The sequence below is a fragment of the Roseovarius sp. MMSF_3281 genome, assembly GCF_030733685.1.
In the GTDB taxonomy this organism is placed as follows: domain Bacteria; phylum Pseudomonadota; class Alphaproteobacteria; order Rhodobacterales; family Rhodobacteraceae; genus Roseovarius.
In genome coordinates this window covers 209,671-226,254 of record NZ_JASHIM010000003.1, presented here as the reverse complement: position 1 = coordinate 226,254, position 16,584 = coordinate 209,671, and the positions used below count along the sequence as shown (strand labels likewise).

The following is a 16,584-nucleotide window of genomic DNA, read 5'->3' as shown; positions in this document are numbered from 1 at the left end:
GCAATGAAATTTACCGAAGAACACGAATGGCTGCGCGTTGAGGGTGACGTCGTGGTCGTGGGCATCACCGAGCACGCCAGCGAGCAACTGGGCGATGTGGTCTTCGTGGAACTGCCCGAAGTGGGCGGCGAGGTGGCCAAGGACGACGAGATCGTGGTGATCGAAAGCGTCAAGGCCGCCAGCGATATCCTGGCCCCGCTGGACGGCGAGATCACCGAGGTGAACGAGGCGCTGGTCGATGAGCCAGGCAAGGTGAACGATGATCCCACGGGCGATGCGTGGTTCTTCAAGATCAAGCCCAGCGACCTCAGCCAGATGGACGATTACATGGATGAAGCGGCCTATAAGGACTTCGTGGGCTGACGCCTCTGGCCGCCCGGGGATGCCTCCGGCGAGAGTATTTAAAGCGTTTCACGAAAAACCTGAACGCAGCTTTTCGTGAAATGCCGTGCAGCACTTGATCGGTGCGCGCGTTTCGCCTTCATCTGATGTCACAGGTTAACGGCGAAACGCTTTTTGGAAAGATGAAACAGGGGCGGTGGAAGCCCGCCCGGGGAGCATGAAAGATGCCGTTCGAACCAACGGATTACCTGCCGTATGATTTCGCCAACCGCCGCCATATCGGCCCCTCGCCCGAGGAAATGGGCGAGATGCTGGAGGTCTTGGGGGCGAAAAGCCTTGAGGGGCTGGTCGACGAGACCGTTCCGAAATCCATCCGTCAGGACGCAGCGCTTGATTTCGGCAAACCGCTGTCCGAGCGCGAGTTGATGCACAAGATGCGGATGACGGCGGGCAAGAACAAGGTTCTGACCTCGCTGATCGGGCAAGGGTACTACGGTACCGTGACGCCCCCGGCGATTCAGCGCAATATTCTTGAAAACCCCGCGTGGTACACCGCCTATACCCCCTATCAGCCCGAGATCAGCCAAGGGCGGCTTGAGGCGCTGTTGAATTACCAGACCATGATCAGCGACCTTACCGGGCTTGAGATTGCCAATGCCTCGTTGCTGGACGAGGCGACGGCCTGTGCCGAGGCGATGACCATGGCACAGCGGGTGGCCAAATCGAAGGCCAAGGCGTTTTTCGTGGATCGTGATTGCCATCCGCAGAATATCGCGGTGATGAAAACCCGGGCCGAACCGCTGGGCATCGAGGTGATCGTCGGCAACCCCGACAAGCTGGAGGCCGACAAGGTCTTTGGCGCGATCTTCCAGTATCCCGGCACCTATGGGCATGTGCGCGATTTCACCAGCCATATTGCCGCCCTGCACGAACACAAGGCGATTGGCATCCTGGCCGCCGATCCCCTGGCCCTGACCCTGTTGAAAGAACCCGGTGCCATGGATGCCGATATGGCCGTGGGCAGCACGCAGCGCTTCGGCGTGCCGATGGGGTACGGCGGGCCGCACGCGGCCTACATGGCCTGTCGCGATGCCTACAAGCGGTCGATGCCGGGGCGGATCGTGGGTGTTTCGGTGGATAGCCACGGCAACAAGGCGTACCGGCTGTCCCTGCAAACCCGCGAACAGCATATCCGGCGCGAGAAGGCGACCAGCAATGTCTGCACCGCGCAGGCGCTGCTGGCGGTCATGGCGTCGATGTACGGGGTGTTTCATGGGCCCAAGGGCCTCAAGGCCATCGCGCAGCGGATTCACCGCAAGACCGTGCGTCTGGCCAAGGGGCTTGAGGCGGCGGGCTTCAAGGTGGATCCGAAGGTGTTTTTCGACACGATCACCGTGGACGTGGGGCCGCTGCAATCGGCGGTTCTGAAATCGGCTGTGGACGAGGGCGTGAACCTGCGCCGCGTGGGCGAGCGCCGGGTCGGCATTTCCATGGACGAAGCCGCGCGCCCGGCAACGGTCGAGGCCGTCTGGCGAGCTTTCGGGATCAAACAGCAGGACGATGATTTCACGCCCGAGTATCGCATCCCCGAGGATATGCACCGCGCGTCCGAGTACCTGACCCACCCGATTTTCCACATGAACCGGGCCGAGACCGAGATGATGCGCTACATGCGGCGCTTGGCGGATCGGGATCTGGCGTTGGACCGGGCGATGATCCCGCTGGGGTCTTGCACGATGAAGCTGAATTCAGCGGCCGAGATGATGCCGGTGAGTTGGCGCGAGTTTTCGCGGCTGCACCCCTTCTGCCCGGAAGATCAGGCCGAGGGCTATCTTGAGATGATCCGCGATTTGTCGGCCAAGCTGTGCGAGATCACCGGCTATGACGACCTGTCGATGCAGCCCAATTCGGGCGCACAGGGGGAATACGCGGGCCTTCTGACCATTGCCGCCTATCACCGGGCCAATGGCGAAGGGCATCGCAATATCTGTCTTATCCCGATGAGCGCCCATGGCACCAACCCGGCCAGTGCGCAAATGGTGGGCTGGAAGGTCGTGCCGGTGAAGTCGGATGAAAACGGCGACATCGACATCGCGGATTTCCGCGCCAAGGCCGAGCAGCATTCCGAGAACCTGGCGGGCTGCATGATCACCTATCCCAGCACCCATGGCGTGTTCGAGGAAGGCGTGAAAGAGATTTGCCAGATCACCCATGACCACGGCGGGCAGGTCTATATCGACGGGGCCAACCTTAATGCCATGGTCGGGCTAAGCCGCCCCGGCGATCTTGGCGGCGACGTAAGCCATTTGAACCTGCACAAGACCTTCTGCATCCCGCATGGCGGCGGCGGCCCGGGCATGGGGCCGATCGGCGTGAAGGCGCATCTGGCGCCGCATCTGCCGGGGCACCCGCAAACCGGCGGCGCGGAAGGGCCGGTAAGTGCCGCGCCTTTCGGATCGCCCTCGATCCTGCCGATCAGTTGGGCCTATTGCCTGCTTATGGGCGGTGAGGGCCTGACACAGGCAACGCGGGTCGCCATCCTCAATGCCAACTATATCGCCAAGCGCCTCGAAGGCTCCTATGACGTTCTTTACAAGGGCCGCAATGGCCGCGTGGCGCATGAATGCATCGTCGACACCCGCCCCTTCGCCGAAAGCGCGGGCGTGACGGTGGACGATATCGCCAAGCGCCTGATGGACAACGGGTTTCACGCGCCAACCATGAGTTGGCCGGTGGCCGGGACGCTGATGATCGAGCCGACGGAATCCGAGACCAAGGCCGAATTGGACCGATTCTGCGATGCGATGTTGTCGATCCGCAAGGAAATCCGCGAGATCGAAGAGGGCAATATCGACCGCGACAACAACCCGCTCAAGCACGCGCCGCACACCATGGAGGATTTGGTCAAGGACTGGGATCGGCCCTATAGCCGCGAACAGGCCTGCTTCCCGCCGGGGGCCTTCCGGGTGGATAAATACTGGCCGCCGGTGAACCGGGTCGATAACGTCTATGGCGACCGGCACCTGGTCTGCACCTGCCCGCCGATGGAGGATTATGCCGAAGCGGCGGAATAGGCCCTGACCAATCTAGGGCGATGCATCGCGGGGTGGCTTTCGTCGGAAAGCCACCCCTTTTTAGTCGTCCAGCAAGAAAGCGAAGTGATTGCGCAGGCGGTTCCATGTGTCCTCGTCCGGCGCGGTCAGGATATGCCCCTCGGTGATCCCGGCGTTATAATCGCGGCCATCCAGCATCCGCGCCACCCCGCCCGCCTGTTGGCAAATCAACAGGCCCGCGGCGTGATCCCACGGGTTGGGCACGCTGGACAGGGCAAAATCCATCCCGCCTTGCGCCAGCGTCCGGTATTCGTGGCACGAGCAACGCAACATCAGGGTGCGGGCAAAGTCGGGCAGGCGGCTGGCCATTTGCGCCTGCACCTCCTGCGGCATCAGGTAAAGGTGGACATACCCCGAAAGCGAGTCGATATCGCCCCCGCGCGACACCGAAAGGGGCCGCGCCGCCCCCATGCTGCGCGACAGATGCGCGGCGGTCTCCAGATCGGCGGTAATCCAATCGTCCATCACCGGATCGTAAAGCAGGCCGAAAACCGGCTTGCCGAAACGGGTGGCGGCAAGGATCACCCCGAAAAGCGGCAGCCCATGGGCGAAATTCCACGTGCCGTCCACCGGGTCGAGGATAAAGGCAAGCTCGGCCTCGTCGATCTTGCCGCGCAACTCGGGGTCGGTGCTGCTGGCTTCTTCGCCGACCACGAGGGCATGGGGAAACATGCCCTGGATGCCGCGCGCCAGCATGGCCTCGGCGGCCAGATCGGCCTCGGTCACCAGGTCGTAGGGCGAGGATTTGGCCGAGATGTCGGCATGCCCAAGGTTGCGAAACCGCGGCATGATCTCGGCCTTGGCGGTGCGCCGCACAAGGTTGATCAACGCGGTCTTCTGCGCGGTGCTGAGCGAGGTAAGGGGAATGGGCAGGGAATCGGTCATGGCGGTATCCGCGGGCTTGGGGGCTGTTGTGCGAAGGGGTGCCAGCTTAGGTCGTGATGTGCAACGCGGTCAATCGCGCGCCCGCAGGATACGGGCGGGCCGTGCGCGGAGTGGCGCCCATGCAAACCCCAAGCCCGCCAACAGGCTGATAAGCGCGCCACCGATGATGATGGCCGCCGCCGAGATCCATGCAATCTCGAAATCGGTTTCCATGACGAAATGGCTGACGGCCCAGCCGCCGGTCAGGCCCGCCGCCAATGCCACAAGGCCCGCCGCCCCGCCCAGAAGGGCGGCGCGCAAGGCAAGACTGCCCAGCAGGCGGGCCCGGGTGGCCCCAAGCGTTTTCAGAATCGCCGCCTCGCGGGTGCGGGCGGATTGATCGGCCGCCGCCGCCCCGATCAGCACCAGAAATCCGGTCAGCAGGGTGGCCGCCGCCCCCCATGTGGTGGCCGAGGCAAGCCCGGCCAGAAGGTCCGAGACCTGGGCAATCGCATCGCGCACGCGGATCGCGGTGATATTGGGGAAACGCCCGGCCAGATCGCGCAGAATCTGCGCCTCGGCCTCGCGCTCGGCATAGACGGTGGCGATGAAAGTATGCGGCGCGGCCTCGATCGCGGCGGGGTTCATCACCATGATGAACCCCATCCCGGCGGTGGAAAAATCCACCTCGCGAAGCGAGGTGATTTCCGCCTCGATATCGCGGCCAAGAATATTCAGCGTCAGCATATCACCAAGCTTGAGGCCCATTTCCTCGGCCTCTTCGGCGGCAAAGCTGACTTGCGGTTTGCCTTGGTTGTCCGGGTCCCACCATTCGCCCGCGACCAGCCGCGTACGCTCGGGCAGGGTGGCGGCATAGGTGATGCCGCGATCCCCTTCGACAACCCAATGGCCGGGGGCCACCTCGGTTGCTGGTTCCCCGTTGATCTTGGACAGGATGCCGCGCAGCATCGGCGCGCTGTCAAGACCACTCACCGCCGGGTCGTTCTCAAGGCGGTCGCGCACCTGCGGCATTTGATCCTTCTGGATATCGACGAAGAAATAGGATGGCGCGCGGGTGGGCAGATCGCGGGCGATGGCGCCGCGCAGGTTGCTGTCGATCTGCCCCACGGCCGCCAGCACCGACAGCCCAAGCCCCAGCGACAGGACAACCGGCCCCGCCGTTGTGCCCGGCCCGCCAATGGCCGCCAAGGCCCAGCCCAAAGCGGGGCGGCCCCGGGCCAGCGGCTTCAGGCGCCGTGCCGCGTGCCGGATGCCCCAAGCGGCCAGCGCCAGAAGCGCCAAGGCCCCGGCAATGCCGCCCGCCGTCCAGAGGGTCAGCGGCAGGTTGCCCGAGAAAAACGCGGCGGCGGTGACAAGCAGCGCGGTCAGCAGGGCGATGGCTGACAAGTAGGGCCAGCGCGGCAGGCTGCGCGCGCCGGAAAGCGCCTCGCGAAACAGGCTGGCGGCGCGGGTTTCCTGCGCCCGGGCCAGTGGCCAGAGGGTGAAAATAAGCACCGTCAGGATGCTGTAAAGCGCGGCTTCGGCCATCGGGCCGGGGTAGGGGGCGAAGGCGGCGGGCACCGGCAGGCGGGCCTCAAGCAGCGGGGCCAGCAGGACGGGCAGGCCGACGCCAAGCGCAAGGCCGACGACAAGGCCGAAAAGCGCCAATGTGCCGGTCTGCAAAAGGTAGGTCAGGAACACGGTCTGACGGTCGGCCCCCAAGGTGCGCAGGGTGGCGATGGTTTCGGTCTTGGTGGCAAGATAGGCGCGCAGGGCCGCCGAGATACCCACGCCCCCCACGGCCAGCCCCGAAAGGCCCACCAGCACAAGGAAAGCCCCCAGCCGTTCCACGAATTCGGCCACGTTGGGCGCGCCGTTGCGCGCATCGCGCCAGCGAAAGCCGCTGTCGGGAAAGGCGTCCTGCGCGGCCTCTTCCATGGCCGAAAGATCGGCATCGTCGGGCAGGTCCAGCCGGTAATCGCTGCTGTAAAGCGTGCCGGGGGCAAGAAGGCCCGAACCGTCGAGGGCCGAGGTGCGCAGAATGGTGCGCGGCCCAAGGCCAAAGCCCGCGGTGGCATTGTCCGGCTCGCCGGTCAGGCGGGCGGAAAGGTGAAATTCCTTGCTGCCAAGGCGGACGGTCTCGCCGGGGCTCAGGCCCAGCCGATCCATCAGAACCGGGTGCATCACCACGCCGGGCAGGCCGTTGGCCCCGTCCAGTGCCTGCGCCAGCGGCATGGGCGGGTCAAGCGTGACCTGTCCCAATAAAGGATAGGTATCATCGACGGCCTTCACCTGGGTCAACCCGCGTTCGCCCTCGGGCGTGGTCACCATGGAACGGAAATCGACCACTTCGGAAACCCGAAGGGCGGTGTCCTCCATCCATGCGCGCTCGGCCTCAGAGGCGAAACGATAGGTGATCTCGATCTCGGCATCGCCCCCCAGAAGCGTCGCCCCTTCGCGGGCCAGCCCTTGGGTGATGCTTTCGCGCACCGTGCCCACGGCGGCGATGGCCGCCACCCCAAGGATGACGCAGGCCAGGAAGATGCGAAAGCCGCGCAACCCGCCGCGCAACTCCCGCCGGGCAATGCGGGCGGCCGTGATCAGGCGCATGCCGGGGCCTCGGTGCTTTCCGGGGCAATGCGCCCGTCGCCAAGGGCGATCACCCGGTCGCACCGCTCGGCCAGTTCGGGCGCGTGGGTGACCATGATCAGGGTGGCGCCATGCCGGTTGCGCAACCCGAAAAGCAGGTCGATGATGCCCGCGCCCGTGCGGCTGTCAAGGTTGCCGGTGGGTTCATCGGCCAGCACGATCTCGGGCCGCGGCGCGGCGGCGCGGGCCAGCGCCACGCGCTGTTGCTCCCCACCCGAAAGCTGCGAGGGATAGTGGTTCATGCGCGAGGCAAGCCCCACGGCCTCAAGCTCTTCCCGCGCGCGGGTTTGCGCATCGGGCTTGCCGGCCAGTTCCAGCGGCGTCGCCACGTTTTCCAGCGCGGTCATCGTCGGGATCAGGTGGAAGGATTGGAAGACCACCCCGAAATGATCGCGGCGCAGGCGGGCCAGAGCATCCTCGCTCATGGCCGACAGGTCATGGCCAAGGGCGGTCACCTGCCCACCCGTGGCGCGCTCCAATCCGCCCATCAGCATCAAAAGCGAAGATTTGCCGGACCCCGACGGCCCGATCAGGCCAAGTGTCTCGCCCCTGTGGACATTGAGCGTGATCGCATCAAGTATCTGAACAGGGCCCGCGTTCCCCTCAAGGGTAAGCGCGGCATCGGTAAGCGACAAGACGGGATTGGACATGCGAAAGCACCTGGGACAAAGACGATGGGTCAGATATGGCATGGCTTGGCCAAGGGGCAAGGTGGCGGCGGCTATTCTTTGTGCCCTGATGCCTTTTGCCGCCATGGCCGACGATATCCGCGTTCTGGCGCTGGGCGATAGCCTGACCCAGGGCTACGGCCTGATCGAAGAGAACGGGTTCGTTCCGCAACTGGACGCATGGCTTGAAGCGCAGGGGGCCGACGTGGCGGTGATCAATGGCGGTGTCTCGGGCGATACCAGCGCCGGAGGGGCCGCGCGCGTGGACTGGAGCCTGACACCCGATGTCGACGCGATGATCGTGACGCTGGGCGGCAATGACCTGTTGCGCGGGATTGATCCGGGCGTGACGCGGGCGAATATCGAGCAGATCCTGAAGGTAGCACAGGCGAAATCGGTCGAGGTGCTTTTGGTCGGGATGCAGGCCCCGGGCAACTACGGGCCCGAGTACAAGCAGGATTTCGACAGCCTTTACCCCGAACTGGCCACGGCCTATGGCACGCTTTACGCCGAAAGCTTCTTTGCCGGGATAGGCACCGCCGACCCCGCCAAGGCGCGGGAGTATTTTCAGGACGACGGGATTCACCCCAACGCCGAAGGGGTCAAGAAGATCGTCGAAGGGTTGGGGCCGAAAGTGATGGCGTTGATCGACCGGGTCGAGGGGCCGGGAGCCTGAAACCTTCTGCCGAACCGCCAGCCAAGCCGTTTCGAAACGGCTTGGAACAAGCGCCTTTCAAGGCGCTTTCGACGCGGTTTAAAAACCGCGTTTGACAAGCCCGTTCGAACGGGCTTGGCCCTTGGCGCGGTCTATACTGAGAGGCCTGCGGCCAACGTAAAACAGGGCCCCGATGGGGCCCTGAAAATCTTTCACCGAAAGGGCCTTTTAGGCCAGCGCGATGTTCGACGCCGCCTCGCGGCCATCGCGGCCTGCTTCGATGTCGAAGGTCACTTTCTGGTTGTCGGCCAGACCGGTCAGACCGGCGCGCTCAACGGCGGAAATGTGAACGAAAACGTCCTTGCCGCCGCCCTCGGGCGCGATAAAGCCATAGCCTTTGGTGGTGTTGAACCATTTGACGGTACCTGAAGCCATCCGTCAGTCTCCTTGTTGTCTTATGCTGCCCGCGGTAGTGCGGCAGCCCGGCGTAGTCAGTGCTAGATCGAGTGACTGAGCCGTAGAGGAGCAGGTAGTCGATAGAGGTAACGTCGCAGTGAAAAATATGGGCCAAGCCAAAACCGATTTCAAGGATTCGGCATGGCCCTGAAAACGCCCAGGTCGCCCCGGGCGTGCATCGGGCCGGTCAGGGCCGCGCTTAAAGAACCGTGACCGTGGTGCCGATCGGCACGCGCTCATAAAGGTCCTTCACATGCGCGTTCAGCATCCGGATACACCCGTTCGAGACCGAACGCCCGATCGAGCGGGGCGCGGTGGTTCCGTGGATGCGGAAATAGGTGTCGCGCCCGTTCTGGAACAGGTACAGCGCCCGCGCGCCCAAGGGGTTGTCCGGGCCGCCCGGCTGGACATAATCGTTATCCACGAACTTGGCATAGGTGCGCGGCTCGCGTTCGATCATCTCGTTGGTGGGGCGCCACGTGGGCCACTTTTTCTTGACGTCGATGGTCGCGGTGCCGGTGAATTGCAGCCCTGCCTTGCCAACGCCCACGCCATAGCGCAGCGCCTCTTGCTCGCCGGTCAGGAAATACAGGAAATGCGCCCGCGGCAGGATCAGCAACTGACCCGGTTCATAGGGCGCGCGAACCCGCACCTTGGTGGGCTTGAATTTATCGGCGACCTCGAAGGCATGGGCGGCGCCCGGCACGATCGCGGGTGCGGCGAGGGCGGCCATACCGGTGGCCATGAAGTGGCGGCGTTTGATCATTTGGTGCGTTCCCCTTGTTGCACAGGCCACCTATGTTGCCACCGGCCAAGGGAAAAATCAAAATCAAGTGATTGAGTTTAACGATTTTTTCCGCGGATGTTGCGCAGAATCGCCGCCGGCAGATGCGTGACCACCCGCCAAAGCAGGTCCGGATAGTCGCTCTTGCCGGACAGAAGCTGCATGTAGTCATGTTTCAAACGGCGGGAATTGGCGAAGCCGCGGGCGAAAAAGGGCTGTAGGCGCGCCGTGAAAATCAGCGGGCGAAGCCAGCGGGCTTGCGCCACCGCGCGCCGGATCGGGCGGCTGGCGCGCCGATAGTGCCTCAATGCCGTTTCCGGCGCGCCGGTTGCGATGGCATGGGCGGCCGCGAGGGCGGCCAATTCGCCCGAATGGATGGCATGGCCGATGCCCTCGCCGGTGATCGGATCGACAAGGCCCGCCGCGTCGCCCGCCAGCAGGATATTGGCCCGGCCAGGGTGTGACTTGGCCTCGCCAAAAGGCAGGAAATGGCCCTTGACCCGGGCGTCATGGCCAACCCCGAGCAGATCGAGGTAGGCCGCTAGGTGCGCGTTCATATCCGGGTTCTCGTGATGCAAACCGCCAAGCCCAACGGTGGTTGATCCGCTCTTGGGAAAAGACCATCCATAGCCCCAATGGGCCGCGGCGAAGTCGATCCTGATCGGCATGGCCTCGTCTGGGGGCCGCGCGGGGGCCTCGACTTCAAGCGCGAACCCCACCCGCGCGGGGTCAAAGGCCCGGCCAAACAGGGCCTTGGCCACCGGGCTTTGCACCCCGTCGGCGCCGATCAGAACCTTGAAGGCAAGGGTGGCGCCGCTATCCAGTGTCACTTGGTTCTGCGCGGGGTCGAAACGCGTCACGCGCTGGCCGGTGTAATCCTCGGCCCCGGCTGCAAGCGCATGGCCCAACAGCCGTGCGTCGAACGCGCGGCGCGTGGTCAGATGCAGGGGCGGCACATCCGTCAATCTGCCAAGGTCACGGCCTTGCATGTAAAACTCGAAATGATGGCGGGTTTCGAACAGGTCGGCGGTGATCTCCTGCCCAAAGACCCGTGCCAGATGCCCGGCGCAGCGGCCGGTGATCAACCCGCCGCACAGCTTGTCCCTTGGAAAGCGCGCCTTGTCGATCAGCGCAACGCTCAGTCCGGCCCGCCGGGCGGTGACGGCGGCGGCGCTCCCTGCGGGGCCTGCGCCCAGGATGACCAGATCGACCTGTTTCATACCGCCGTCATAGGCCTTTCGCTTGTGCGCGAAAAGACATCGCAGTCATGCCCCGGGCGGGGCGCGCACCGGCCCCTGCGTCAAGACACCCCGGGCGCAGGCCCGGGGCGCAAAAGTGGATCAGCCAAAGGCGATGGCCGCCCCGGCAAGGGCCGTGGCCCCGCCCATCACACGCAGAACAAGGCCCGAGCCGGCCCGTAGCGCGCGGGCAAAGATCACCGCGATCACAAGGCCGATGGCATGCAGGCCCGCCGTGGCCAGGGCAAAGCCCGCGCCGAACTGCAGGGCCTGCGCGGTGCCAAGCTCGCCCCCGTGGGCGTGACCGTGGAAAAGGGCGAAAACCGCGACCAGCGCCATGGCCCAATGCGCGGCGGGGCGCAGCGCCATCGCCACGACAAGGCCCAGTATGATGATCGACGCCAGGATCGCCGGTTCGACGAAAGGCAGCGGCAGGCCGGTCAATGCCAGCGCGAACCCTGTCAGCATCGCCACAACGAAGGCCGTGGGCACTTGCCAAAGCGCCCGCCCGCCGATCTGCGCGGCCCAAAGGCCGACGGCAATCATGGCCAGCACGTGGTCAAGCCCGAAAAGCGGGTGGGTGACCCCGGCCATGAACGAGCCGTATTCGCCGGGCGGCAAATGCGCGGCGGCGGGGGTGGCGGTGAGCATGGCCATGGCGGCGATCGCGGGGGTCTTTTTCATGTGGTCCTCGTTTTGGTCTGCCAGCGCCTCGGGGTGAGTCGCGCCTTGCGCCAGATGGCCTGCCCCTGCGCCACAATGCAAGCGGATGAACGAAAAAACCCCGGCGCCGCGCGCCGGGGAGTAGGGAAGCCGCTGATCCTTGGGAGAGCGATCAGCCGAATACCTTGGTCAGGGCCTTGTCGGTGGCCTCGACGATCTGGTCGATGTCGTCCTTGGTCGAAATCAGGGCGGGCGAATAGCACAGCGTGTTGTTGAACCCCGGGATCGACCGGTTGGTGACACCGATGATCACCCCCTGGGCGTTGCAATCGCCCACCACGGCCTGTGCCAGCTTCTCGTCCACCGGCTCGCGGCTGTCGCGGTCAGCGACCAGTTCGATCCCAAGGAACAGGCCCTTGCCGCGCACCTCGCCGATAGCGGCGTGCTTGTCCTGCAGCGCGCGCAACTGGTCAAGCATGTAGTCGCCCATCTTGTTCGTGTTATCCAGCAGGCCCTCTTCCTCGATGATCGCCATGTTTTCCAGCGCCGCCGCCGGGCCCGCGGTGCAGCCCCCGAAGGTCGAGATATCGCGGAAGTAATCCAGCGGGTCCTCGGGCGTTTCCTTGAACATGTCGAAGACCTTTTCATTGGTCACACAGCAGGCAATCGCCGCATAGCCCGAGGCGACCCCCTTGGCCATGGTCACGAAATCAGGCTCGATTCCATAGTGCTGATAGCCGAACCATGTGCCGGTGCGGCCCACGCCACAGACCACTTCGTCGATATGCAGCAGGATATCGTACTTGCGGCAAATCTCCTGCACGCGCGGCCAATAGCCCGGCGGCGGGGTGATCACGCCACCACCGGCGGTCACGGGCTCAAGGCACAGCGCGCCGACGGTATCGGGGCCTTCGGCAAGGATCACCTCTTCGATCGCGTTGGCCGCGGCCACGCCGTATTCCTCGCCCGAAAGATCCCACTGCGCGCGGTATTCCATGCAGTGCGGGACACGCACGAACCCCGGCGCGAAGGGGCCGTATTGGGCGTTACGCTCATCCTGGCCGCCCGCCGACATCGTGGCGAGGGTCGAACCATGGTAATCGCGGTCGCGATACAGGATCTTGTATTTCTTGCCGCCGTAACGCTTGTGCGCGATCTGGCGAACCATCTTGAAGGCCTTCTCGTTCGCCTCCGAGCCCGAGTTGGTGTAATACACCCGGCTCATGCCCGGCATCTTCTCGATCAACCGCTCGGAAAACAGCGCCCCGGGAATGGACCCGGTGGTGCCCGCGAAGTAATTCAGCTTGATCAACTGGTCGCGCACGGCGTTGGCGATGCGCTCGCGGCCATAGCCGACGTTGACGGTCCAGACCCCGCCCGAAACGGCATCAAGGTGTTCCTTGCCGTGCTGGTCCCAGACGCGCATGCCTTTGCCTTCCACGATGATACGTGGTGCGCCGGTCTCGAACGGCTTGTGTTGGATCAGGTGGTGCCAGACGTGGGCGCGGTCGGCATCGACGACCTTCTCGATATCGTTACTCAGGGTGCCATCCATGGTGGGTCTCCATCTGTTGAGCCCGGGTTTCGCATGCCGGGGGGCGGGCTTTGGCCCGGTACAGTCTGACTGGCATATCAGCCCCGAATCCCATGAATCCGATAGGGCCAGATATCACCTTTGATTAAGGCCAGGATAACCGCGCGATTCGCCCATTCAGATATATTGTAGCAAATTGTGCCGTTTTCCTTTGCGATTTCCCGAAATTTGCCTTCACGAAGCGCAAAATGCCGGGCGCAGCCCGACAAAAGCATTGAATGAAATTGCAATTTGGTCTCGGATGCACCTGCATCGGAGCGCTGCGCCCAACCCAAGCGGCTGGCCAGCTGCCCGCGCAACTATAACAACAGGGCCTGCAAAGGCCCGGACCAGGAATCAACGGGAGAATCAAGATCATGACGCTGAAAACCAAACTGATGTCGGCTGTGGCTGGCGCGGCCATGCTGGCCGGCGCAAGTGCCGCCAGCGCGCAGGAAATCACCGTGGGCTATTTCCTCGAATGGCCGATGCCCTTCCAATACGCCAAGGTCGAAGGCATGTACGAAGAGGCGCTGGGCATGACAGTCAACTGGCGCGCCTTCGATACCGGCACGGCCATGAGCGCGGCCATGGCCTCGGGCGATGTGCAGCTTTCGGTCAGCCAGGGCGTGCCGCCCTTCGTGGTTGCCACCAGCGCCGGTCAGGATTTGCAGGCCGTGGATGTGGCCGTGTCCTATGCCGATAACGACAACTGCGTCGTGGCCGAGGCGCTTGAGATCGACAAGACCAACGCCGGGGAACTGGCGGGCAAGAAGGTGGCGGTGCCGCTCGGCACGGCGGCACATTACGGGTTCCTCAAGCAGATGAACCATTTCGGTGTCGATCTGGCCAGCATGGATATCGTTAACATGGCCCCGCCCGAGGGCGCGGCGGCCATCGCGCAGGGCGCGGTTGACATGTTCTGCGGCTGGGGCGGCAGCCTGCGCCGCGCGCTTGAGCACGGCAATGTCCTGTTGACCGGGGCGGAAAAGGAAGACCTGGGCATTCTGGTGTTTGACGTCACCAGCGGCCCGGCGGATTTCATCGCCGAGAACCCCGAGGTCGTCGCCACCTTCCTCAAGGTGACGGCAGATGCCAACGCCATGTGGGCCGACGATGCCAACCGCGACAAGATGCTGCCGGTGATCGCCAAGGATAGCGGCATGGACGTGGATGCCACGGCGGCCACCATCGACACCTTTGTTTTCCCGCCGGTTGACGAGCAACTGACCGAGAAATGGATGGGCGGCGGCGCACAGGAGTTCATGAAGGGCGTGGCCGATGTCTTTGTCGAAGCCGGCAGCATCGACGCCGCATTGGACACCTATGAAAACAACGTGAACATCGGCCCGCTTGAGCAGGCCAGCGGGATGTAATCCCCGCTTTCACGCGGCGCGGGCCCGAAGGATCGGCCCGCGCCATCCATAATTTCAAAAATCAACAACGGGGGCGGGGATGTCGACGCTATCCATCGAAAATATCTCGATGCGCTTTGACCTGCCGAATGGCGGGCACGTGCAGGCCTTGAAAGACGTCAGTCTTGAAATCAAGACCGGCGAATTGATGAGCGTGCTTGGGCCATCGGGCTGTGGCAAGACCACGCTTTTGAACATCGTGGCGGGGTTTCTGGCCCCGACCGAGGGTAGGATCATGCTCAACGATCATCTGGTCACCGGCCCGGATGCCGAACGCGGCATGGTGTTCCAGCAAGGCGCGCTCTTCGAATGGATGAGCGTGCGCGACAACGTCAGTTTCGGGCCGCGCATGGCCGGCAAGCGTGAAAAGGAATGGGCCGAAACGGTCGATCACCTGCTGGACGTGGTGGGCCTTCAGGACTTCAAGGAAAAGGCCGTCTACGAATTGTCGGGTGGCATGCAGCAACGTGTGGCCCTGGCCCGCTGCCTTGCCAATGATCCCGACGTGATCCTGATGGACGAACCCTTGGGCGCGCTGGACGCGCTGACCCGCGAAAAGATGCAAGGCCTGGTTCTCAAGCTGTGGAAGGAAACCGGCAAGACGATCATCCTGATCACCCACTCGGTCGAAGAGGCGCTTTTGCTGGGGGAACGCCTGCTGGTGATGGCCCCGCGCCCGGGGCGTATCCACAAGGAATATCGCCTGCCCTTTGCCGATGACGGCGTCGGCAAGGATCTGCGCGAGGTCAAGAAGAACCCCGAGTTCGGCCAGAAGCGCGAGGAAATCCTGTCGATGATCTGGGACATGGAAGAAGAGATCATGGGCCGCACCGAGGAGGCTTCGGCATGATTATCCTGTTTATCTATACCGCGATCTTCGTGGCGGCCTTTTTCATCGTCCGCATGGGCGTCAGCAAATTCCGCCAGATGCAGGATTTCACCTCGCTCAAGACAGTGACCTTCGGCGATGAAAGCGCGGTGCGCCCCGACCGGTGGGCCAGCGTGATCTCGGTGGTCACGATCTTTCTGCTTTGGGGCGCCTTTACCGGCTCCAAATGGGTGCCTGTCCATGCCCCCGGCCCCTTCGTGGGCGAGACCGAGTTCACCTACACGATGGAGGCCCCCGACGGCGCGCGCGACGATGCCACGGTCTATGCACGGGTCTTCAACGTGGGCCAGGATGCCGAGGTGCCCGAGGTGGACCCCGGCGAGGGCTTTGCCAAGAACGACGCGATCAAGGTGGGCGCGTGGCGGTCCGAGCTTCTGATTATGGACAAGAACGACGATGTGAAGCGCAAGGAAGGCGCCAGGATCGTCGCGATTGACGGACAGCCCATCGCCCCGGGCGAAAGCGTGCGCGTGGCCGACGGTCAGGTTGCCCTGACCGGCAAGGGCTCGATCAACTTCAGCCCCGCCAAGGGCATGCAGATGGAACCCATCTGGCTGCCCGCGCCCGAGGCCGTGGTCGCCCGCGTCGGCGAGATCGCCAGCGAAGGCTACCAGAACTTTACCCTCTGGCAGCACCTCTTCTGGTCGCTCTTCCGGGTGATCGTGGGCTTCATCATCGGCGCGGCGGTGGGTATTCCGCTGGGCTATGCCATGGGCCTGTCGGACTGGTTCCGCGGCTGGTTCGACCCGATCGTCGAATTCATGCGCCCGGTGCCGCCCTTGGCCTTGATCCCGCTGGTGATCATCTGGGCGGGCATCGGCGAGTCGGGCAAGATCATCCTGCTGTTCCTCGCCGCACTCTGGATCATGACCATCTCGGCGCGGGCCGGCGTGTCGGGCGTGGCGATCTCCAAGGTTCACGCGGCCTATTCGCTGGGGGCCAGCAAATGGCAGTTGATGCGCCACGTGATCATGCCGAACTCCCTGCCCGAGATCTTCACCGGCGCGCGGGTTGCCATGGGGGTCTGTTGGGGCACCGTGGTCGCCGCCGAACTGGTCGCCGCCGAAAAGGGCGCGGGCATGATGGTGATGGTCGCCAGCCGCTTCCAGAACACCGATATCGTGATCATGGGCATCATCCTGATCGGGATCATCGGCTATGGCATCGACATCCTGATGCGCAAGGCCGAGGCATGGCTGGTGCCGTGGAAGGGCCGCATCTGAACCCGCCCCCATCGGCGAAAAACGGCCCGGTGCGCGCGTCGCCCGGGCCGTT

The 16,584-nt window shown here is 64.0% G+C and carries 15 protein-coding genes; 6 read left to right on the top strand and 9 right to left on the bottom strand.

What is annotated here, in order from left to right:
• Nucleotides 1-3 precede the first annotated feature (3 nt).
• Nucleotides 4-363: a glycine cleavage system protein GcvH gene (gene gcvH, locus RBB32_RS06175; RefSeq protein WP_306151820.1), complete on the top strand. Its 360-nt coding sequence runs from the start codon at nucleotides 4-6 to the stop codon at nucleotides 361-363.
• 203 nt (nucleotides 364-566) lie between these two features.
• On the top strand, nucleotides 567-3,416 hold the full coding sequence (gene gcvP / locus RBB32_RS06170) for an aminomethyl-transferring glycine dehydrogenase (RefSeq protein WP_306151819.1): 2,850 nt from the start codon (nucleotides 567-569) through the stop codon (nucleotides 3,414-3,416).
• Between the two features lie 60 nt (nucleotides 3,417-3,476).
• Here gcvP and RBB32_RS06165 read toward each other — a convergent pair whose 3' ends face one another.
• From RBB32_RS06165 to RBB32_RS06155, 3 genes are all read right to left on the bottom strand, one after another.
• Nucleotides 3,477-4,340 (bottom strand): inositol monophosphatase, encoded by an 864-nt coding sequence (locus RBB32_RS06165; protein WP_306151818.1) that lies wholly within the window; start codon nucleotides 4,338-4,340, stop codon nucleotides 3,477-3,479.
• A gap of 69 nt (nucleotides 4,341-4,409) precedes the next feature.
• Nucleotides 4,410-6,929: an ABC transporter permease gene (locus RBB32_RS06160; protein ID WP_306151817.1), complete on the bottom strand. Its 2,520-nt coding sequence runs from the start codon at nucleotides 6,927-6,929 to the stop codon at nucleotides 4,410-4,412.
• A complete protein-coding gene (locus RBB32_RS06155; protein WP_306151816.1) occupies nucleotides 6,920-7,618 on the bottom strand; it encodes an ABC transporter ATP-binding protein in 699 nt (232 codons plus the stop codon). The genes RBB32_RS06160 and RBB32_RS06155 overlap by 10 nt, the downstream gene beginning before the upstream one ends.
• A 40-nt stretch (nucleotides 7,619-7,658) precedes the next feature.
• Between RBB32_RS06155 and RBB32_RS06150 the strand changes: the two genes are divergently transcribed.
• Complete coding sequence (locus RBB32_RS06150) at nucleotides 7,659-8,312, top strand: arylesterase (protein ID WP_306151815.1); 654 nt, start codon at nucleotides 7,659-7,661, stop codon at nucleotides 8,310-8,312.
• Between the two features lie 207 nt (nucleotides 8,313-8,519).
• Here the strand turns inward: RBB32_RS06150 and RBB32_RS06145 are convergent, their stop codons facing one another.
• The 6 genes from RBB32_RS06145 to RBB32_RS06120 form a co-directional block, all read right to left on the bottom strand.
• On the bottom strand, nucleotides 8,520-8,726 hold the full coding sequence (locus RBB32_RS06145) for a cold-shock protein (protein ID WP_306151814.1): 207 nt from the start codon (nucleotides 8,724-8,726) through the stop codon (nucleotides 8,520-8,522).
• Nucleotides 8,727-8,946: 220 nt separating this feature from the next.
• Complete coding sequence (locus tag RBB32_RS06140; RefSeq protein WP_306151813.1) at nucleotides 8,947-9,513, bottom strand: L,D-transpeptidase; 567 nt, start codon at nucleotides 9,511-9,513, stop codon at nucleotides 8,947-8,949.
• Nucleotides 9,514-9,590: 77 nt separating this feature from the next.
• The gene (locus RBB32_RS06135) at nucleotides 9,591-10,751 is read right to left on the bottom strand and encodes a geranylgeranyl reductase family protein (RefSeq protein ID WP_306151812.1); all 1,161 of its coding nucleotides are present in this window, start codon (nucleotides 10,749-10,751) and stop codon (nucleotides 9,591-9,593) included.
• A gap of 120 nt (nucleotides 10,752-10,871) precedes the next feature.
• Entirely contained in the window at nucleotides 10,872-11,453 is a 582-nt protein-coding gene (locus RBB32_RS06130) for a HupE/UreJ family protein (protein ID WP_306151811.1), read from the bottom strand.
• A 151-nt stretch (nucleotides 11,454-11,604) separates the two neighbouring features.
• Nucleotides 11,605-12,987, bottom strand: coding sequence for an aspartate aminotransferase family protein (locus RBB32_RS06125; RefSeq protein WP_306151810.1), 1,383 nt, complete (start codon nucleotides 12,985-12,987; stop codon nucleotides 11,605-11,607).
• A 77-nt stretch (nucleotides 12,988-13,064) separates the two neighbouring features.
• The gene (locus RBB32_RS06120; RefSeq protein WP_306151809.1) at nucleotides 13,065-13,325 is read right to left on the bottom strand and encodes a hypothetical protein; all 261 of its coding nucleotides are present in this window, start codon (nucleotides 13,323-13,325) and stop codon (nucleotides 13,065-13,067) included.
• A 57-nt stretch (nucleotides 13,326-13,382) separates the two neighbouring features.
• Here RBB32_RS06120 and RBB32_RS06115 point away from each other — a divergent pair, with 57 nt between their 5' ends.
• From RBB32_RS06115 to RBB32_RS06105, 3 genes are all read left to right on the top strand, one after another.
• Nucleotides 13,383-14,381 carry an ABC transporter substrate-binding protein gene (locus tag RBB32_RS06115; RefSeq protein ID WP_306151808.1) on the top strand — a complete coding sequence of 333 codons (999 nt, stop codon included), beginning with the start codon at nucleotides 13,383-13,385 and terminating at the stop codon, nucleotides 14,379-14,381.
• A 79-nt stretch (nucleotides 14,382-14,460) separates the two neighbouring features.
• Nucleotides 14,461-15,270 (top strand): taurine ABC transporter ATP-binding protein, encoded by an 810-nt coding sequence (locus tag RBB32_RS06110; protein WP_306151807.1) that lies wholly within the window; start codon nucleotides 14,461-14,463, stop codon nucleotides 15,268-15,270.
• The gene (locus RBB32_RS06105; protein ID WP_306151806.1) at nucleotides 15,267-16,532 is read left to right on the top strand and encodes an ABC transporter permease; all 1,266 of its coding nucleotides are present in this window, start codon (nucleotides 15,267-15,269) and stop codon (nucleotides 16,530-16,532) included. The genes RBB32_RS06110 and RBB32_RS06105 overlap by 4 nt, the downstream gene beginning before the upstream one ends.
• The last annotated feature ends 52 nt before the right edge of the window (nucleotides 16,533-16,584 follow it).

Excerpts from the sequence above, each read along its gene's own strand:
- gcvH (WP_306151820.1), top strand. The coding sequence starts at position 4 with ATGAAATTTACCGAAGAACACGAATGGCTGCGCGTTGAGGGTGACGTC.
- gcvP (WP_306151819.1), top strand. The coding sequence starts at position 567 with ATGCCGTTCGAACCAACGGATTACCTGCCGTATGATTTCGCCAACCGC.
- RBB32_RS06165 (WP_306151818.1), bottom strand. The coding sequence starts at position 4,340 with ATGACCGATTCCCTGCCCATTCCCCTTACCTCGCTCAGCACCGCGCAG.
- RBB32_RS06160 (WP_306151817.1), bottom strand. The coding sequence starts at position 6,929 with ATGCGCCTGATCACGGCCGCCCGCATTGCCCGGCGGGAGTTGCGCGGC.
- RBB32_RS06155 (WP_306151816.1), bottom strand. The coding sequence starts at position 7,618 with ATGTCCAATCCCGTCTTGTCGCTTACCGATGCCGCGCTTACCCTTGAG.
- RBB32_RS06150 (WP_306151815.1), top strand. The coding sequence starts at position 7,659 with ATGGCTTGGCCAAGGGGCAAGGTGGCGGCGGCTATTCTTTGTGCCCTG.
- RBB32_RS06145 (WP_306151814.1), bottom strand. The coding sequence starts at position 8,726 with ATGGCTTCAGGTACCGTCAAATGGTTCAACACCACCAAAGGCTATGGC.
- RBB32_RS06140 (WP_306151813.1), bottom strand. The coding sequence starts at position 9,513 with ATGATCAAACGCCGCCACTTCATGGCCACCGGTATGGCCGCCCTCGCC.
- RBB32_RS06135 (WP_306151812.1), bottom strand. The coding sequence starts at position 10,751 with ATGAAACAGGTCGATCTGGTCATCCTGGGCGCAGGCCCCGCAGGGAGC.
- RBB32_RS06130 (WP_306151811.1), bottom strand. The coding sequence starts at position 11,453 with ATGAAAAAGACCCCCGCGATCGCCGCCATGGCCATGCTCACCGCCACC.
- RBB32_RS06125 (WP_306151810.1), bottom strand. The coding sequence starts at position 12,987 with ATGGATGGCACCCTGAGTAACGATATCGAGAAGGTCGTCGATGCCGAC.
- RBB32_RS06115 (WP_306151808.1), top strand. The coding sequence starts at position 13,383 with ATGACGCTGAAAACCAAACTGATGTCGGCTGTGGCTGGCGCGGCCATG.
- RBB32_RS06110 (WP_306151807.1), top strand. The coding sequence starts at position 14,461 with ATGTCGACGCTATCCATCGAAAATATCTCGATGCGCTTTGACCTGCCG.
- RBB32_RS06105 (WP_306151806.1), top strand. The coding sequence starts at position 15,267 with ATGATTATCCTGTTTATCTATACCGCGATCTTCGTGGCGGCCTTTTTC.